Here is a 15,337-nt window from a genome sequence, read left to right on the forward strand (position 1 = left end):
GGATCAGTTCCGGTCGTCGCGAGGCCGGGGGCGCTTCCACGACAGCCGGAACGTCCGACCCTCGTCATCGGCGCGGAACAGCACCGGCCGGAACGGCGAGCCGAAAAGCGGGCTGTCGATCTCCAGCGCGATGTAATCGCCCGCGCGTTCACCGACCCGTTTCCACGCGCCGCCGACCTCGGGGCCGTCCTCGTCGTCGAGGTGGACACGGTAGTCGGGCGCGTTTTCGGCATCGCCCGGATCGATCGCGACCAGCACGATCTGCTCGTTGATGCCGAAATAACGGGCACGTCCAGCATAGCCGCTAGCGGTGGGTTCAAAGATATTCGTCGGCATGGCCGATCTCCTTTTCACTGGGGGTTGAAAGCGACGGGGACGGCGCGCGCAGATGCAGCGGCGTCGCGCGTCCGATGACGGTGGAAGCCGGAAGCGGGCCGAAATAGCGGCCGTCGAGACTGTCCGGGACGGATGGGTTGAGCAGGAATATCTCGCCGGGGCCGAGCGTCCGGCACCCCTGCCAGACCGGCAGCGGGCGGCCCCGACCGTCACGCGCGCGGGCCATAGCGACGCGCCGGCCATCGACGCGCACCACGGCGCCGATGCGGCACACGCGCTGCCCCGTTTTCGCCGAGACATGTTTCAGGAGCGGCACGCCCTCGGGCAGGTAACCTCGCGCCGAAAGCCAGCGGGAGAGCCGCTCTGGCGGCGTGATGGCGACCAGCGCCCCGGTGGGCGGATCGCGGTCGGGATGGACGCGGTAAAGGCCGATCGGCGCGCTGGCGCTGGCGTTCCAGATCACGCGCGGAAGCGGATCGACGGCTGCGGTGATGACGAACGCCGCGGCGAAGGCGAATGCGGCGATGGCCGTCGCCATGACATAACGGCGGCGCGTCATCCTTCGATCTCCCGGCGCTTGAGCCAGGCGCGATGGCGCTCCATCGTGTAGGGACGCGGCTCATGGCCCGCGGCGATGCGGTTGTGAACGTGGCGCCAGTGGTCGGACGCGGCATCGCAGGGATCGACACCCGCCGCTTCCACCGCGTCGATCGCGGCGAGCACCTGGCTCACCTTCGGCCAGCTCTCGATATGCAGGAGGATGTCGCCGCCCGGCCGCACGAAGGGCAGCGTGGTGTATGGTTCGCCGGCATCCACCGCCCGCAAGACGTCGATGCGCGAGGTGATCGTGCCATAGTCGTTGGCGGACCAGCGGACGAAGGTGAATATCGCGCCGGGCCGAAAGCTCACCACGCGCGTTCGGCGCGTGAGGATGCGGTCGTGGGCGATACGGCCGAAGCGTATCCAGTGCTCCAGCTTCTTCTCGATCCAGGTGAGTTCGACTTCGGTCAGCCGGGAGGCGGCTGCGATTGCGGACGGTATGGGCGGGCTGCGGTGAGGTGCTTCCCGTTCCGCCGCCTGCCGGCGCAGCGCGGCTTCAAACCCGCTGAAATCGATATGCTGTGGACGCGCGGGGTCGCTCATCGTTCGTCTCCGGCGCTGTCGAGGGATGCGCGGCCGAGCACGAGATCGAGCGCGGCTTCGGTGCGCAGGATCGCGCGGCCGATGGCTTCGGGGATTTGCGGGAGAACGGCGTCGCCGAACGCCTCGACGATCAGGCTGGCAGCAGCCGTCCCGCGTGGACCGCCGACCGCAACGCGCGTGCCAGCCACCCAGGCGGAAAGCCCATCATCCAGCCGTAAGTGACGGGCAAGGCCGCCGTTCCAGTCAGCCCACGGCTCCGCAGCATCGCCGCCAGCGCGCGAGCGCCCGCCCATTTGTCCGGCGCGCGATCGGTCATAGCCCCGTCCATCACCGCGTCCATCGTCGGGGATTTCCTGCGGTCGTAGGCCGGACTCCAGCTGTCCATCCGGCTGTCCCGCTTCGTGGGAGTCGGCAGGAGTTCCGCGGCATGGCGCAGCAGGTTCGGCGTGTCGATCTGCGCCTTCGCGCCATTCGCCCGGCGTCCCGTCTCGATCTCCTGCGCGCTCAATCTCCGGCCGCCGTTCGGTTTGACGGGCGTCGGCATCATGCCCGCATGGCGGCTGGCATGGCCCTGCAACTGGCTGAGCACATCCCCCCGGCCGCCGCGTTCCGCATCCGACTTGCGCGGCGTCGCCAGAATCATCCGCAGCGGATATGTTGATCCCGCTCCGCCGCCCGCGCCGTCCGTCATCCCGTCCGTCGCCAGCGGGGTCGGCAGCCTGTTCAATGCAGCGGGGTGCATCATCGTCGGCAGGTTCATGCCAGTCCGCTTCTCTCCGCGCACCTTGCACATCTCCGGGCCGTGTGCCGCGTCGCTGGTGCGCGGCGTCGGCAAGCTGGCCGGGGTCGTAGCCGATGAGCCATGATCGCTTGCGGACATGGTTGGCGCCGACATTTTCAGCAGCCACCACGCACGGTTCGCAGGCGTAGCCGAGCGTTTCCAGGAGAAGGAGCAGCCGGTCAGCGCCGCGAGTTCTGAGATTAGCGCTGTTCTCAAAAGCGAACCAGCGAGGCCGGCAATCTCCGACCAGGCGGACGGCTTCGAGGTAGAGGCCCGACCGTTCGCCTTCGATTCCCCTGCCTTTGGTGTTGGCGCTGGAGATGTCCTGGCACGGCGGCGATCCGACGATGATGTCGGGTAGGAATCCGAGGTCGGAAACAAGTCGAGCTGCCGTGAGGGCGCGCACGTCATCGTAGAGTCTGACATGGGGATTGTTCTCCGCGTAGAGGATGCGGCGCCACTCGACGATCTCGCAGGCGGCGACGGTAATGAAGCCGGCGCGATGCAGGCCAAGCGACCAGCCGCCCGCCGCTGCGCTGAACAGGTCGAGCGCGCGCATCATTCGCACAGCCCGTATTCGCTGTCGCAGCGCAGGCCGTGCTCATCGGCCTCGCGCTGCTCCTGGTCGATGAACAGGTCGTAGTTGCGCCCGCCCCGGCTTGTGCGCGACCACGCGATCGCCCTGTCGATGGTCGCCCGGCCATGATCGGCGGGATCGCCCGGGACGGTCGGCGCGGGCAGCAGCGATGCCGGCGTGCCGGCGACGGCGCTGCGGCGGGACACGAGGCTGACCAGCTGCTCCCACTCGCGCACGCGGTCTACCTCGGCCGGGAAGCGCATGGACCAGGCGCGCAATTCGCGCTTTTTGACCATGATGCAGGTCGAGCAGCCGACCCGGCTCATGCCCATCGTGTAAAGCGGGTTGTGGCGCAGGCCGTGGCGCTCGGAGATGGCGAAGGTGTCAGCGGCCGACCAGCGGAAGATGGGCCGGTAGAGCACTTGGCGCGCCCCGACCGGATACCGCTTCGACTGGATGGGCGGTTTCTTCGCCCGCGCCGGGCTCTCGTCGGCCCGTTCGCCGATCCAGTCGATCACCGGCACGCCCGCGTCGAGCAGCGGGCGCTTGCGGTGCATCATCGGGATCAGCTTGGTCTCGTCGGTGCAGAAGCGCGTCTTCGTGCCGGGAAACCGGCCGTGCAGCATCGCCATGTCGAGGAACGGGATGCCGGTGGGATGCAGCAGCCCGAGCGCCCGCTCGATCAGGTGATCGGGGACAGGTGGCGAGACCAGGACGGGACAATCGCACCCGGCCATCCACTCGGCCCTGGTGATCGTGCCTGCCTGCCATGCGTCCCGGCGCTGGTTGCACGCGCCTCTATGGCGCGTCCGCCGCTTTTCGTTCGACCATTCCTCACGAAGAATCCCGCGCTTACGGGCGAAGGCCGCCGCGTCGGTGAGGCCGGGCACATCGTTGGCCGACACGATCTCGATGTGCAGGCCGGTGCGCTGCCGCAGCCAGTCGTCGAGATAGGCGATATGATCGAGCGTGATCGGGTTCTCATGGCCGTTGTCGGCACAGAGGAAGCGCGGGGCGTTGTTGCCGAACGCGGCCAGCCCCTTGCGCTCGATCCGCTCGACCATCTTGCAGAGAACGGCTTGGCTGTCCTTGCCGCCCGAGATGCTGCCGAAGTGCTGGACGGCGATCATGGCCGCTGCCCCGCAAGCCAGGCTTCGATGTCCGGCTGCCGCCGGGCGAGATCGAGCGGCGGCAAAGCGGAGGCGAAGCGCGAGACGCCCGAGCCATCGAAGCTGTCGGCCCCTGCTGCCGCGCAAAGGCGGATGCGCCGCGCGGTGTTGACGCGGCCGACATGGCAGATGGCGCCACGCTCATGCGCGAGCCGCGCCCATGTCGCCATCGTCGCCAGTTTCCACGGCGTATCGCCGCCGACGAAGATACCGATCTCCGGGCCGACCACCGCCGCGACGTGCGGCGGCTCCATGCCGTTCTGGACGGCGAGCAGATATTGCGCGTCGCGCAGCTCGGGCCGGTTGCGCAGCGCGTCCAGCCAGTCGAGCGAGAAGCGCAGCGAAGCGAGGCCGCCCGCCACGATGTCGGGCAGCACGATCCAGTCGGCCCCCGACCCGAGCAGAGCAACCGCCTTCTCGAACGCGGGCACGTCGAACGGCTCGCCCCGCTGAAAAGCCGTCCATGCGCCATTGTCGAGCGCGTAGCGGAAGCGTTCCGGGCGCAACGGTCCCTTTGCGGAGACCATCAGCCGCCAGCCCGCGCGCCGCAGAGCATCGAGATTGCGGCGTGTGCCAGTGCGGGAAGCATAGCCGATCATCGGCCGCCTCCCGGCGCCATCACCGGATGGCGGATCGCTTTCGCATCACGCCCTCTGGACGATTGATCGCCTCGCGGAAAAGGCGTAGTAGTATAGCGTAGTGGAAACGGCGGATTTACTGCCTGATACTTCGCACCGTCTCGCGAATTATCCACAGCTCGAAATCGCGTTAGAAAGAATACGAAGTATTCTTTACTGTTAGCATAGTTAGAAGGGGGGCGATTACGCGAGCGATTCCAGAGGCTTGCGTGGGGGGCGGGTTTTTTATAGGCCGAGTCAGCGGTTTTTAATCGGCCGAGTCCGGCGGTTTTCAATAGGCCGAGTCTCATGGCCGGTTATCCACAGCCAGCCCCATGCGCCGCGCCGCCGTCTCGAACGGATCGGCAGGCACGGGCGCGAAGGTCAGCCGCTCACGGCCGAACGCGCGCTCGATCGCCAGCGCGTAACCCGGAAGGGACTGGCGGCGGACGATGCCGCGCAGCTCGAACGCGAATTGCTTCAAGGGCGAGAGCGCGCCGGATTTCAGGTGGAGGTGCGAAACGTCGAAGCTCCAGCCGCCTTCCTGCTGGCCGCCATGCTTGCGCACGATCCGGTAGAGCCAGCGTTCCAGCCCTCCGGTCAGGTCGAAATAGGCCCGGTCGATGGTGAGGACGAACGTGCGATCGACCACGCCGGCATAGAACCAGTCGGGCAGGATCAGTTCGATACCGAGCGGCCGCCCCTCGCCGTCGAGCCGCTCCTGCCACTCGTTGATCCACGAGAAGCGATGGCGGCGGCGCTGGTGCTGCTGGCGGATCGACGTGGCGACCGTAGTGGATTGCAGCCGGTCGAGCGCGGCCTTCAGCCGGTCATAATGATCCTTGCCGGTGCCGCGTCCGGTGAAGGTGAGGATTTCGTGCGGCGTCGTCGCCATCAGGCGCGAGGTCGGCAGCCCCGCGTCGCGTGCCGCGACGATCTGGCTCGCCGCCCATATCAGCACGTCGGCGTCCCATATGGTCGCCATGCCGTGCTCGGGCACCGCCTCGACCGATATCCAGGTCGCGCCCATGCGGAAGTCGATCGGCGTCACCCGCCTGCGCTTGGCGAGGCTGAAGAACGGCCAGGCCATGAGGTCCTGGGCGTCGCGCGGCGCGATGTCGTGCCCGAGCGACGGGAACAGCGCGAGTTGGGCGCGCTCGCCGGAACGGGAGGCGGCGCGCGGCTTCATCGGCGGCTCTGCGTGATCGCCGCATCCCGCTGCGGCATGAGATCGTTCTGGCCGGGGTCGGACGTGGAATATTTGGTGCCGAGGTCGGCCCAGGCGCGCAGGTCGTCGACCGAATAGACCACCCGTCCGCCGATCCGGCGATAGGCCGGGCCGCTCCCGAAATAGCGGTGCTTCTCAAGCGTGCGGCCGGAGAGACCGAGGAAGCGCGCCGCTTCGGGGGTCCGCAGGTAGCGGGGCGGAAGGGTGACGGGCGGCCTGGACAACGAGCGTCTCCTGCGAAGCGGGATGGCAGGAGGCGATCATGGCGAAGTGCTCACGGCAGGGTGGGGAACGAAGATTCGCAGCTGCGCCGATGTGACCACCCCCCGGCCGCGGTCACGCGGTGGGCGCTATCAGCGGAAGCGCAGCAGCTTGCGGTAGTCGCCCTTCATCATGGCGGTGGCGTCGCGCACCAGGCGATAGGCGAAGGACCGGGCGTCCGAGTTCTTGAAGTCGGACGCCGAGAGATGCCCGGCTTCGTCCTTGCCGAGCGCGATCGCGATTTCGCGATATGTCGCCCCGGCGAGGCGCAGATCGAGCGCGCGAAGCATCAACTCGAGCCGGGCCGTGCGAATTGCGGTGAGTGGCCATCCGCGCGGCAACGGGCCGGGTCGCTTGCCCGACATGAGCCGATGGAAACGCAGCAGGCTGAAGATGCGCTTGATGAAATCCTTGTCGAGCGGGACGATCGCGGCGAGCGGCTGGCCGGGCGTCGGATCGCGTAGCCACAGCCGATGCTCGCCGGCCGCGTCAGCGACGACGACATGACGGCCGTCGATCCCGGCCCGGTCGGCGAGCAGCGCGCCGAGCGCCAGCGGGTCGATTGCCGCTGCGCCGGCATATTCCTCCGGCGCGGCGTCGAGGATCACGGTGACGGCGGTGAGTTCCGGCCGCCAGATCACCGTGCCCGACAGCTCATCAGGCAGGTAGGCGAAAGGACAACCCCCAGCGGCGGGCGAGCGCTATTCGCTCGCTCGCCGGGGCGTTGCGCCTGAGACGCGCCCGTTCTGCGCGATACTGGCGGTTGCGTTGAAGGAACGCGGCGGCGAATTCGGCGCGGCCGGGCGTGGCCGGCGCATTGCCGGCACGTCGCGAGCGCCGTCGTGGCGGTGTCGGCATGAGCATCCTCCCCAGCCGCTCTTTGTGCGGAGTCTGGACCGCCGAGGATCGGGAGAAGCGCTGCATCCCGACAGCGCGAAGGCTGCGCGGTGCGATGCCGCCCGCGCATCGGAATCCGCGACCGGAAAAATCCATTCCGGTCTGAATGTTAACCTATTCCGTGGCGCGCGGGCCGAGGAGATATGCGTAGCCCACTTCGGTCATCCAGCGCGCGCGGGCGAGATGGCTTTCGTGCATCACGCGGGCGCGCTCGGGTTCGGCACGGGGATCGATCCCGAAGATATGCGCCGCCGCATCTCGCCAGTCGGCGCCCTCGTCGTCGGTATCGAGCAGGCGGATATAGTCGGCGAGGTGATCCTCGTCATAGGCGGTAAGCCGCGGCGCGTCGGGCGCGCGATCCTCGAAATGCTTGCCGGTCATAACGCCCCCGTTCCTCCAGTCCCCGTTAACCTTTTAGACCGAAACGGAGACAATTCCATGCGCGCGGCGGGCATGGCTTCGCGCGCGCTCCGCAACGGTCGATCCGGGCGAGAAGCGGTTTGTCTGCGGTGCGCCCCCGCAAACTTGCTCCTGACCCTGATCGGGGAGTGGTAAACCGCGTTCAATCGGCCCTGTGACCTTTAGCCCGGAAGCCTGTTGTATACGTCACAGGCTCCCCGACCATGTGGTCAAGGATGGCGGCGCCGTCACGGCCGGCGCCAAACCGTTGAACGTGGGGCTACCAACCCCAGGCCGCCGCGTAGCGGCCCACGTCCTTCTTAGGACGGGGATGCCGTTCTGGCTACTGTCTCTTGCGAGCCGGGCAGCGCCCGGCGAGCGCGCGCCATGACGGCCGCGCGGACCTTTGGGACGCGCGGCCGCCGCCGGCCTGGGTGGGTCGGCGGCGGCATGGGATGTCAGCGAAGGCTTGCAAAATGGGTCCAGCAGGCTTCGATCGCCTGTTCAAGCGTGGTGCAATCGCCGAGGTCGAGGAACGCGGCGCCGCGCGCGGTGATGATATGGGCTCGCGGTATCCAGACCGGGGCGGCTTCCTCGGGCGGCCAGTCGTGAAAACCATACGGATAGGCGGTGATGCCGTAGGGCGCCCAGAGCTTGGGGTGCAGCCGCGTGAAGCGGGCGACATAGGGAGCGGCCATGATCGTGCCTTTCAAAATGGGAGAGCCGGAAAGGGAGGCGGCCTAAGCCGCCACCCTCCGCGCCGGGCGTTCCAGCCGCTTGCTCGCGGTGTGGTAATGGCCGTTGTCGAGTTCGATGCCGGTCCAGTCGCGGCCGAGTTGCTGGGCTGCCGCCAGTGACGAACCGCTGCCGCTGAACGGGTCCAGCACAAGCTCGCCCGGCTGCGTGAAAGCCTCGATCAACGGAGTCAGCGCCTCAACCGGCTTTTGCGTGGGATGCAAACGGTTCCCGCTGTAAGGAAAATCGAGCACGTCGGCGATAGGACGCGCGGGCCGGGCCGGATTGCCCTTCGCCAGCAAATAAGCCTGTTCGTGCTCATAGCGGAGGAAGCGGGCCGATGACGCATAACGCTTGCGAAACACAAGATGGCCGACGACGCGGAAGCCCGCCGCCTTCCATGCGTCCATGAACAAATCCACCTTGTTCCAGCCATAGAAGGAAACCGCGAAACCGCCATCCTTCAGGACGCGGTGCATTTCCCGAAACGCCGGACGCAGCCACCGGCCGTTATCGTCATTGGCAACCTTGCGGCCCTGACGGTCCCGGTAGCGGGTCACATAGGGCGGATCGGTCAGGATGAAATCCACCGTGCCGCTATCGAAAGCCTGCATCACTTCAATGCAATCACCGTTGAAAATCACATTGCGGGGAGCCTGTGCCTTGCTGGTCATGTCTCAAATCCTTTGGGTCTGAAGTTCAGCGAAGCGGAATGCCGCGCCTGAACTTCTGCCCGGCGGCGAGCCAAGGGTAGCAACGGGGCAAGGGCGGCCGGGGCGGAGGGGAATCACCCGCCTGCACAAGGCGAAGCCGCGGAAGGTGGGGATACCGCCCCGGACGGTTCCACTTACCTTGACCGGCGCGAGGACAACGTCCTTAGCAACGATCGCGCCGCCCAGGCGGCGCGCACGGGAAGACCTGCCCGCGTGGGCGGGCTCGCTTTGCGGGCTTGTCCCGCCCTCTTTTCCACTCACGCAGAGGACAGCCGGGATACCGGCTCGGCCATAGGCCGATCCCTGCTCGGTCAGCCCCAGCCTGAGATTGCGATCATTGTGCGGCAGGTCGCCAGGGTGAGCGGCGCTGGCGGATACAGTGAAGATCCATCCGGGACCGGAAAGGGAGCGCCCCGCCATTGCTGGCGGGACGCTCTCGCGATCAGTCGACCTTCAGCTCGAACTTGCCGGTTGTCTCGGTCGAGACAAGCCGAAGATGAACGTCCGGCGCCAGGACCGGATTGAGCTTGAGTGAAGCGTAAGGCTTCTGGTCTTTGGTGGCCTTGAGCCAGCCAACGCCGAATTCGATGCGCTCGTCGTCGGCGGCAACGATGCGATAGTCGGGCGACTTGTCGCTTGCCTTGTCGTCGATCCGAAGGATTTCCACCTTTTCGCTGAGGCCGAAAAACCGGATTTCGCCGTGGAAGCCGCGATCGGTTGCCGTGAAGTTTCCGCAGATCATGTCGTCAGTCCTTTCTTGACTCGGGACCGCGCCCTTCGCGGCCTCGTGGCATGTCGAGGATCGGGGACAGTCGGCTGCGCACCGCTGCTCGGGGTTCCCGTCGCGCTTGCGCGGCGGGGTGGGCTTGCGGCCAAGAGACGGCCGAAGGGCGGCTTTTTTGCTTCGCGCTGCAAAGCCGAAGGCGGCGGAAAAAAGCTGCCCGGCGCCGTTGCGCCGCCAGGTGGACACGAACAGATCAAGCCACGAGGGAGGCCGCGAGGGTCGGTCAGGCAGGCAGGACGGGAGACACTGATGCACCCGGCATTTCAGCGGAGCCACCAGCGATGGCCGGGTTATGGCTTTCGCATCGGCGTGGCAGGATTCAGGGGCGAGCGAACAGCGCGTTGAACAGGCGCTCAGCCTCGGCCATGCCTTCGTCCGTCAGATGCACCGACTTCGCCTTGCGCGCCGGATCGGAAATCAGTCCGCGTTCGTGCAGTCGATCCATCGCGCTCCAGTCGAAGCCTTTCCAGGCCGTGCCGGTGGTGCTGCGGTTGAGCCACAGCAGGGCAAGCACCGCCTCGTCGATTCTGTCAGTGTCGATGTGCGTCCGCGAGTCCATGTGCGGAAGGATAGCAAACCGGGCTGCACACGGCATCCGCGATCCCGCCGTGAGCACGTATCTCTGCTACGCTACGCTTCGCTATTTCCGCCTTGCGCCGCCGTGCGCCGAATCCCGCCGCCGCCGCTACGGGACCGGCACGTATGCGGCCAAGGGCGATTTTGCTGGATTCCCGAGAGATGCGCGGCAGCTTGAGCATATGGCACTCTCTCGCAAACGTCGCCGCCGCGCACCCCGCGGCTGGTCGGAAGGGCTGGAAGACCTGCACGATTACATGCAGCCGCATCCGACGCGCGCATCGTCTCGCAGGAGCGCTACCAGCGCGCCGATAATCGTTACCGACGACTGGCCCGAGCAGGTTCCCATCGGCGATGCCGAGCTGCGCGTCATCGAAGGCGCTTTTCGTGAGGAACTGGACGCCCTGTTCGGGTCGCTGCCATGATGAAAATCGGCTCTGCTGTCCCGTGCTTCTACGATCGGATGATGCGGCCCACGCGCTTCGGCGAAGTTGACTGGCACGGTATTATGCCGTACATTAACGGTCAAAGGAGATCGGGCATGTCAGCCGTTCAGAAACGCCGGAAACCGGAGCGCGAGATCAAGCGCGAGCGGATCGAGCTGCGCGTGAGCGCGTCGGCCAAGGATTTGATTCAACAGGCGACGGCGGTCACTGGCCTGACGGCCGGTGATCTGGCCTATGAAGGCGCGCGGCGCGTGCTGGACGAGCATCAACGCCTGGTGCTGACCGGCGCAGATCGGGATGCCTTCTTCGAGGCGCTGATGAACCCGCCGGAGCCGTCCGAGCGGCTGATCGCGGCCATGCGCCGTCACCGCGATCTCGTGGGCTGACGATTGGCGATCGTCTTTGAAGCCCTCGGCAAGCATCACGATCGGTCGCGCTTCTCTTGCGGGCAGGCCGATCTGGATGGCTGGTTCCGGCGACGCGCCGGTCAGGATGACCGCCGCGATGTCGCGCGTGTCTTCGTCGCAGCGGATTCGGAGTTGGGCGTCGTCGGCTTTTACAGCCTGAGCGCCTTCAAGCTGGAGCTGGGCGAATTGCCGGAGGAAATCGCGCGCAAGCTGCCGCGCTACGAGAGCGGTTATCCAGCGGCGCTGATCGGACGCCTTGCACGGGACGTTCGGATGCGTGGCAAGGGCTTCGGTGAAGTGCTGGCGGTGGATGCGATACGCCGCATTCTCGGCGCCGCGGAAACGCTGGCGGTGCTGGCCATCATCGTCGACGCCAAGGATGAACGCGCGGCAGCTTTCTACGAAGGGCTTGGCTTTGCGCCCTTCCCGCGGCGGCCGAACCGGCTGTTCCTGCTGGCGTCCTCGGCGGGGCGGGGGCTGGAGAAAATGTAGTCGCGGTCGCCGCTGTGGGCCGCAGGTTGATGAAAGGATGTTGTCATGGCGACTGTCGCCCCCGCCAAACCCGAGACGCCGCCGGTCGTGGCGACGGCTCGCGCCGCGCTCTACCTGCGCGTTTCCACTCCGCGCCAGGCGGATCACGACTTGTCGATCCCCGATCAACGCCGCCAGCTTGAGGGTTACTGCCTCTCGAACGGCTGGGAGGTCGCGGCCGAGTTCGTCGAGCCGGGCGTCTCGGGCACCGACGATCGCCGTCCCGCCTTCCAGGATATGATCGATGCGGCGATGGAGAGGCCTCCCGCGTTCGACGTGGTGGTCGTGCATAGCTTCTCGCGCTTCTTCCGCGATCAGTTCCAGTTCGAGTTCTACGTCCGCAAGCTGGCGAAGAACGGCGTGCAGCTTGTCTCGATCACGCAGGTTCTCGGCGATGATCCCGCGGGCGAGATGATGCGCAGGATCATGACGCTGTTCGACGAATATCAGTCGAAAGAGACTGCCAAGCATACGCTACGCGCGATGAACGAGAACGCGCGGCAAGGCTTCTGGAACGGCGCCCGTCCGCCGATCGGCTACCGCGTGGTCGAGGCCGAGCAGCGGGGCACGAAGATCAAGAAGAAGCTGGAGATCGATCCGATCCATGCCGAGACGGTGCGCCGGATTTTCCGCCTGGCGCTGGAGGGCGCCGATGGACGCGGGCCGATCGGAGTCATGGCTATCGCGTGCTGGCTCAACGAGAACAATATCCGCACACGCTATGGTGGGCGCTGGGGCAAGGGCATGGTGCATCAGGTGCTGACGCGCACGACCTATATCGGCCAGCACCGTTTCAACACCTATGACGTCAAGAAGGGGCGTCGGAAGCCCGAGGCCGAGCACGCCATCATGGAAGTGCCGCCGATTGTCACGGTGGCCGAGTTCGAGGCCGTGCAGCGGTCATTGAAGGCGCGCAGCCCCAAGATGATGCCGCCGCGCGCGGTGGGCGGTTCGACGCTTCTGACGGGCATCTGCTTCTGCGCCTGCTGCGGTGCGGCGATGACGCTGCGCACGGGCACCAGCCGGAGCGGTCAGGAGTATCGCTACTACACCTGCGCGACCAAAGCCACGAAGGGGAAAACGGGTTGCCCCGGCGTCTCTCTGCCGATGGACCGGCTGAACGAGGCCGTGATCGAGCATCTGGAGAAGCGGCTGCTCGATCCCGCTCGGCTTGAAGTGCTGATGGACCAGCTTATCGCCCGGCGTGAGGAATGGGTGACGGAGCGCCGCCAGCACGTCGCCGAGATGGAGCGTCGGGCGACGGAGGCCGATACCAAGCTCTCCCGACTCTATGAGGCGATCGAGAATGGAGTGGTCGATATGGGCGATCCGTCGCTCAAGGCGCGCATCGCCGAGCTGACCACCCTCCGCGACCAGGCCCGAGGGGATGCCGAGCGGGCTGTCGCGCATATCGAGCGCATCAGCCCGGAGATCACCGTCGAGAGCCTTCATGCGTTCGCGCTGGCCGCGAAACATAAGCTGCGCCATGACGACGGCTCCTATGCGCGGAACCATGTGCGTGCCGTCGCTCAGCGGGTCGAGGTCCATAGCAAGACGGATGTGCGAATCTGCGGCACGCGCACCGAGTTGCTACGCACCCTCACCGCCGTCTCTGGCGTAGAGGCGGCGGTGCTAGGGACTCGCGGTTTTGGACCGAAATGGTGCACGTCACCGGGCACGAACTGATCCTCGAGCTGAAGGCCGACGAGGAATTGCGCGAGATTCCGGTGATGGCCGTCACCGCTTATGCCGGCCGCGACGACGAGGACCGCATCCGCGCGGCGGGCGCGGTGGCCTATGTCTCCAAGCCGATCAGCCTGGCGCGCTTCATGGACGCGGTGGGCGCGCTGGTGTGAAGACGCAACAAAAGAGCCGCCGGCATATCGCCTGCGGCTCCCGCTGCCACAAGGGACGCGGGCGGCGCGTTCACGCCGCCGGCGGCGTCACTTGATCTTGGCTTCCTTGAACTCGACGTGCTTGCGCACGACCGGGTCGTACTTGTTGAACGACAGCTTCTCGGTCTTGGTGCGCGGGTTCTTCTTGGTGACGTAGAAGAAGCCGGTGTCGGCCGAGCTGACGAGCTTGATCTTGACGGTGGTCGGCTTGGCCATGACCAATTCCTGTGCTTGCGAAACGAAAAAGAGCGGCGAGCAAGCGCGCGCCGCTGACAGGGGTGGGCGAATGGCGCAAGGCGCGCCGCATGTCAAGCGCCGGCGGCGGTTAACGCCGCCTTTACCGCTTGCGCGCATCCTCCTTCGCACTGGGGGAGCGATATCATGCAAGAGGATGATTTCTCGGAAATCCGCGCCGAACTGACACGGCGGATCGTCGCGATCGAATGGCGGCGCGGCACGGGCGGCATCGCGCGCGAGATCGATGCGATTCGCCGCATCGCGCACCGCAACGGCATGTTGCCGGCGGTGACGGTGGCACATCTGCTCGAATCGGCGCTGGCGCGCGGCGAGCATGGCGCGCTGGTGCAGGACTGGCTCGCGATGCTCGGCGAGGCGGTGCATAGCGAGCGGCAGGATGACGCCACCTCCGATGCCTTCGCCGCCGCCTGTCAGGTGCGATTCGCCTGAGTTCCCATGGACGCGCTGATGGCCGCGCTGGTGCTGGGCGCGCTGTGCCAGATCGGCGATCGCACCCCATGGCTCGCCGCGATCCTCGCCGATCGCTATCGCGCGCGCGGCGTGGTGATCGCGGCGGCGGCGCTGGCGCTGGCGGCGAATTACGCGCTGGGGGCGCTGGGCGGCATCCTGATCGGCCCGCTGCTCGCGCCGGAAGCACAGGGCCTGCTGCTCGGGCTGGCGCTGGTGCTTGCCGGGATCGGCACGTCGTGGCGCGACAAGGCGCCTGAGCGACTGGAAGGCTGGCGGCTGGGCGCGGCGGCGACGAGCTTCCTCGGCCTCGCGATCATGGTGCTCGGCGACCGGATGCAGTTCATCGCCGCCGGGCTCGCCATGCGATCGCCGCTGCCGTGGCTCGCGGCGGTGGGCGCGACGCTCGGCGCGCTGGCGGTGACGGTGCCCGCGATCGTGATCGGCGAGGCGCGCTGGATCGCGCTGCCGCGCCGCGCGACCGGCATCGCGATCGGCGCGGCGCTGGTCCTCGCCGGCGCTTTCCTGATGCTGCGGTCGATCGCTCTGATCTGATTTTCCAATGGAGCGATTCGGCGATTGGTCCGTTAACGCAACGAAACCGATCAACGGAGGACATGACGTGGCGAACACCAATCCCAACCTGAAGACGCCGAGCGATCTCGCCCGCAACGAAACCAAATCGGTGGCGGATGCGCTCAATTCGGCGCTGGCCGATTGCTTCGCGCTCTATCTCAAGACCAAGAATTTCCACTGGCACGTCTCCGGCCCGCATTTCCGCGACTATCACCTGCTGCTGGACGATCAGGCCGCGCAGATATTCGCCGTCACCGACGCGATCGCGGAGCGCGTGCGCAAGACCGGCAACACCACCCTGCGCTCGATCGGCGACGTCGCACGGCACCAGACGATCAAGGACAACGACCAGCCCTTCGTCGCGCCCGAGGCGATGCTGGCCGAGCTGCGCGACGACAACCTCAAGCTGGTCGAGAGCTTCCGCGCGGTGAAGGACGCCGCCGAGGAGGCGAAGGACAACGCCACCAGCGGCATCGTCGACGAATGGACCGACCAGGCCGAGACGCGCGCCTGGTTCCTGTTCGAGGCCAGCCGCAAGATCTGAAGGCGCTGGCGGCGGGC

23 protein-coding genes and 1 pseudogene are annotated in these 15,337 nt (G+C 66.7%); 8 read left to right on the forward strand and 16 right to left on the reverse strand.

Annotation, left to right across the window (positions count from 1 at the left end):
* Nucleotides 1-3 precede the first annotated feature (3 nt).
* The 15 genes from F9288_RS01595 to F9288_RS01660 form a co-directional block, all read right to left on the reverse strand.
* The gene (locus F9288_RS01595) at nt 4-336 is read right to left on the reverse strand and encodes a DUF736 domain-containing protein (protein WP_155178399.1); all 333 of its coding nucleotides are present in this window, start codon (nt 334-336) and stop codon (nt 4-6) included.
* A complete protein-coding gene (locus F9288_RS01600) occupies nt 317-895 on the reverse strand; it encodes a S26 family signal peptidase (protein ID WP_155178397.1) in 579 nt (192 codons plus the stop codon). Before F9288_RS01600 ends, F9288_RS01595 begins: the two co-directional genes overlap by 20 nt.
* Nucleotides 892-1,479, reverse strand: coding sequence for a DUF2840 domain-containing protein (locus F9288_RS01605; protein ID WP_155178395.1), 588 nt, complete (start codon nt 1,477-1,479; stop codon nt 892-894). Before F9288_RS01605 ends, F9288_RS01600 begins: the two co-directional genes overlap by 4 nt.
* Nucleotides 1,476-2,822, reverse strand: coding sequence for a DNA cytosine methyltransferase (locus F9288_RS01610; RefSeq protein WP_155178393.1), 1,347 nt, complete (start codon nt 2,820-2,822; stop codon nt 1,476-1,478). The genes F9288_RS01605 and F9288_RS01610 overlap by 4 nt, the downstream gene beginning before the upstream one ends.
* Nucleotides 2,819-3,967 (reverse strand): phosphoadenosine phosphosulfate reductase family protein, encoded by a 1,149-nt coding sequence (locus F9288_RS01615; protein ID WP_155178390.1) that lies wholly within the window; start codon nt 3,965-3,967, stop codon nt 2,819-2,821. The genes F9288_RS01610 and F9288_RS01615 overlap by 4 nt, the downstream gene beginning before the upstream one ends.
* Nucleotides 3,964-4,605: a hypothetical protein gene (locus tag F9288_RS01620; protein ID WP_155178388.1), complete on the reverse strand. Its 642-nt coding sequence runs from the start codon at nt 4,603-4,605 to the stop codon at nt 3,964-3,966. Before F9288_RS01620 ends, F9288_RS01615 begins: the two co-directional genes overlap by 4 nt.
* A 325-nt stretch (nt 4,606-4,930) precedes the next feature.
* On the reverse strand, nt 4,931-5,812 hold the full coding sequence (locus F9288_RS01625) for a replication initiator protein A (protein ID WP_155178386.1): 882 nt from the start codon (nt 5,810-5,812) through the stop codon (nt 4,931-4,933).
* Nucleotides 5,809-6,075 (reverse strand): AlpA family transcriptional regulator, encoded by a 267-nt coding sequence (locus F9288_RS01630; RefSeq protein WP_060977333.1) that lies wholly within the window; start codon nt 6,073-6,075, stop codon nt 5,809-5,811. The genes F9288_RS01625 and F9288_RS01630 overlap by 4 nt, the downstream gene beginning before the upstream one ends.
* A gap of 129 nt (nt 6,076-6,204) precedes the next feature.
* Complete coding sequence (locus tag F9288_RS01635; RefSeq protein ID WP_230461243.1) at nt 6,205-6,753, reverse strand: DUF2285 domain-containing protein; 549 nt, start codon at nt 6,751-6,753, stop codon at nt 6,205-6,207.
* A 16-nt stretch (nt 6,754-6,769) separates the two neighbouring features.
* The gene (locus tag F9288_RS22340) at nt 6,770-7,105 is read right to left on the reverse strand and encodes a DUF6499 domain-containing protein (RefSeq protein WP_368076192.1); all 336 of its coding nucleotides are present in this window, start codon (nt 7,103-7,105) and stop codon (nt 6,770-6,772) included.
* A gap of 18 nt (nt 7,106-7,123) precedes the next feature.
* Nucleotides 7,124-7,390: a DUF2285 domain-containing protein gene (locus F9288_RS01640; RefSeq protein ID WP_155178384.1), complete on the reverse strand. Its 267-nt coding sequence runs from the start codon at nt 7,388-7,390 to the stop codon at nt 7,124-7,126.
* 476 nt (nt 7,391-7,866) lie between these two features.
* Nucleotides 7,867-8,106 carry a hypothetical protein gene (locus F9288_RS01645; protein ID WP_155178382.1) on the reverse strand — a complete coding sequence of 80 codons (240 nt, stop codon included), beginning with the start codon at nt 8,104-8,106 and terminating at the stop codon, nt 7,867-7,869.
* Between the two features lie 42 nt (nt 8,107-8,148).
* Entirely contained in the window at nt 8,149-8,817 is a 669-nt protein-coding gene (locus F9288_RS01650; RefSeq protein ID WP_155178380.1) for a DNA methyltransferase, read from the reverse strand.
* Between the two features lie 481 nt (nt 8,818-9,298).
* The gene (locus F9288_RS22005) at nt 9,299-9,826 is read right to left on the reverse strand and encodes a DUF736 domain-containing protein (protein ID WP_230461242.1); all 528 of its coding nucleotides are present in this window, start codon (nt 9,824-9,826) and stop codon (nt 9,299-9,301) included.
* A gap of 133 nt (nt 9,827-9,959) precedes the next feature.
* Nucleotides 9,960-10,199, reverse strand: coding sequence for a DUF6429 family protein (locus F9288_RS01660; protein WP_155178378.1), 240 nt, complete (start codon nt 10,197-10,199; stop codon nt 9,960-9,962).
* A gap of 49 nt (nt 10,200-10,248) precedes the next feature.
* On the opposite strand from F9288_RS01660, the gene F9288_RS01665 reads away from it, so the two are divergent.
* From F9288_RS01665 to F9288_RS01685, 5 genes and pseudogenes are all read left to right on the forward strand, one after another.
* Nucleotides 10,249-10,641, forward strand: coding sequence for a hypothetical protein (locus F9288_RS01665; RefSeq protein ID WP_155178376.1), 393 nt, complete (start codon nt 10,249-10,251; stop codon nt 10,639-10,641).
* Nucleotides 10,638-11,048 (forward strand): DUF1778 domain-containing protein, encoded by a 411-nt coding sequence (locus F9288_RS01670; RefSeq protein ID WP_217482578.1) that lies wholly within the window; start codon nt 10,638-10,640, stop codon nt 11,046-11,048. Before F9288_RS01665 ends, F9288_RS01670 begins: the two co-directional genes overlap by 4 nt.
* A 3-nt stretch (nt 11,049-11,051) precedes the next feature.
* Nucleotides 11,052-11,561, forward strand: a complete 510-nt coding sequence (locus F9288_RS01675) for an N-acetyltransferase (RefSeq protein ID WP_155178374.1) — start codon at nt 11,052-11,054, stop codon at nt 11,559-11,561.
* Nucleotides 11,562-11,606: 45 nt separating this feature from the next.
* Complete coding sequence (locus F9288_RS01680; protein WP_174834973.1) at nt 11,607-13,286, forward strand: recombinase family protein; 1,680 nt, start codon at nt 11,607-11,609, stop codon at nt 13,284-13,286.
* Nucleotides 13,265-13,456: pseudogene (locus F9288_RS01685) on the forward strand (two-component system response regulator); the annotation flags it as partial. The gene F9288_RS01680 and the pseudogene F9288_RS01685, both read left to right, overlap by 22 nt.
* An 87-nt stretch (nt 13,457-13,543) precedes the next feature.
* On the opposite strand, the gene rpmG reads toward F9288_RS01685, so the two are convergent.
* The gene (gene rpmG / locus F9288_RS01690; RefSeq protein WP_007407030.1) at nt 13,544-13,711 is read right to left on the reverse strand and encodes a 50S ribosomal protein L33; all 168 of its coding nucleotides are present in this window, start codon (nt 13,709-13,711) and stop codon (nt 13,544-13,546) included.
* 165 nt (nt 13,712-13,876) lie between these two features.
* Here rpmG and F9288_RS01695 point away from each other — a divergent pair, with 165 nt between their 5' ends.
* The 3 genes from F9288_RS01695 to F9288_RS01705 all read left to right on the forward strand — a co-directional run bounded on the left by F9288_RS01695 (nt 13,877) and on the right by F9288_RS01705 (nt 15,320).
* Nucleotides 13,877-14,182: a hypothetical protein gene (locus tag F9288_RS01695; protein ID WP_174834975.1), complete on the forward strand. Its 306-nt coding sequence runs from the start codon at nt 13,877-13,879 to the stop codon at nt 14,180-14,182.
* 6 nt (nt 14,183-14,188) lie between these two features.
* Nucleotides 14,189-14,755 (forward strand): TMEM165/GDT1 family protein, encoded by a 567-nt coding sequence (locus F9288_RS01700; protein WP_174834976.1) that lies wholly within the window; start codon nt 14,189-14,191, stop codon nt 14,753-14,755.
* Between the two features lie 67 nt (nt 14,756-14,822).
* The gene (locus F9288_RS01705; RefSeq protein ID WP_254621026.1) at nt 14,823-15,320 is read left to right on the forward strand and encodes a Dps family protein; all 498 of its coding nucleotides are present in this window, start codon (nt 14,823-14,825) and stop codon (nt 15,318-15,320) included.
* Nucleotides 15,321-15,337 lie beyond the last annotated feature (17 nt).

The organism is Sphingomonas sp. CL5.1 (assembly GCF_013344685.1).
Lineage (GTDB): Bacteria > Pseudomonadota > Alphaproteobacteria > Sphingomonadales > Sphingomonadaceae > Sphingomonas.

Excerpts from the sequence above, each read along its gene's own strand:
- F9288_RS01595 (WP_155178399.1), bottom strand. The coding sequence starts at position 336 with ATGCCGACGAATATCTTTGAACCCACCGCTAGCGGCTATGCTGGACGT.
- F9288_RS01600 (WP_155178397.1), bottom strand. The coding sequence starts at position 895 with ATGACGCGCCGCCGTTATGTCATGGCGACGGCCATCGCCGCATTCGCC.
- F9288_RS01605 (WP_155178395.1), bottom strand. The coding sequence starts at position 1,479 with ATGAGCGACCCCGCGCGTCCACAGCATATCGATTTCAGCGGGTTTGAA.
- F9288_RS01610 (WP_155178393.1), bottom strand. The coding sequence starts at position 2,822 with ATGATGCGCGCGCTCGACCTGTTCAGCGCAGCGGCGGGCGGCTGGTCG.
- F9288_RS01615 (WP_155178390.1), bottom strand. The coding sequence starts at position 3,967 with ATGATCGCCGTCCAGCACTTCGGCAGCATCTCGGGCGGCAAGGACAGC.
- F9288_RS01620 (WP_155178388.1), bottom strand. The coding sequence starts at position 4,605 with ATGATCGGCTATGCTTCCCGCACTGGCACACGCCGCAATCTCGATGCT.
- F9288_RS01625 (WP_155178386.1), bottom strand. The coding sequence starts at position 5,812 with ATGAAGCCGCGCGCCGCCTCCCGTTCCGGCGAGCGCGCCCAACTCGCG.
- F9288_RS22340 (WP_368076192.1), bottom strand. The coding sequence starts at position 7,105 with ATGGATTTTTCCGGTCGCGGATTCCGATGCGCGGGCGGCATCGCACCG.
- F9288_RS01640 (WP_155178384.1), bottom strand. The coding sequence starts at position 7,390 with ATGACCGGCAAGCATTTCGAGGATCGCGCGCCCGACGCGCCGCGGCTT.
- F9288_RS01645 (WP_155178382.1), bottom strand. The coding sequence starts at position 8,106 with ATGGCCGCTCCCTATGTCGCCCGCTTCACGCGGCTGCACCCCAAGCTC.
- F9288_RS01650 (WP_155178380.1), bottom strand. The coding sequence starts at position 8,817 with ATGACCAGCAAGGCACAGGCTCCCCGCAATGTGATTTTCAACGGTGAT.
- F9288_RS01660 (WP_155178378.1), bottom strand. The coding sequence starts at position 10,199 with ATGGACTCGCGGACGCACATCGACACTGACAGAATCGACGAGGCGGTG.
- F9288_RS01670 (WP_217482578.1), top strand. The coding sequence starts at position 10,638 with ATGATGAAAATCGGCTCTGCTGTCCCGTGCTTCTACGATCGGATGATG.
- F9288_RS01680 (WP_174834973.1), top strand. The coding sequence starts at position 11,607 with ATGGCGACTGTCGCCCCCGCCAAACCCGAGACGCCGCCGGTCGTGGCG.
- rpmG (WP_007407030.1), bottom strand. The coding sequence starts at position 13,711 with ATGGCCAAGCCGACCACCGTCAAGATCAAGCTCGTCAGCTCGGCCGAC.
- F9288_RS01695 (WP_174834975.1), top strand. The coding sequence starts at position 13,877 with ATGCAAGAGGATGATTTCTCGGAAATCCGCGCCGAACTGACACGGCGG.
- F9288_RS01700 (WP_174834976.1), top strand. The coding sequence starts at position 14,189 with ATGGACGCGCTGATGGCCGCGCTGGTGCTGGGCGCGCTGTGCCAGATC.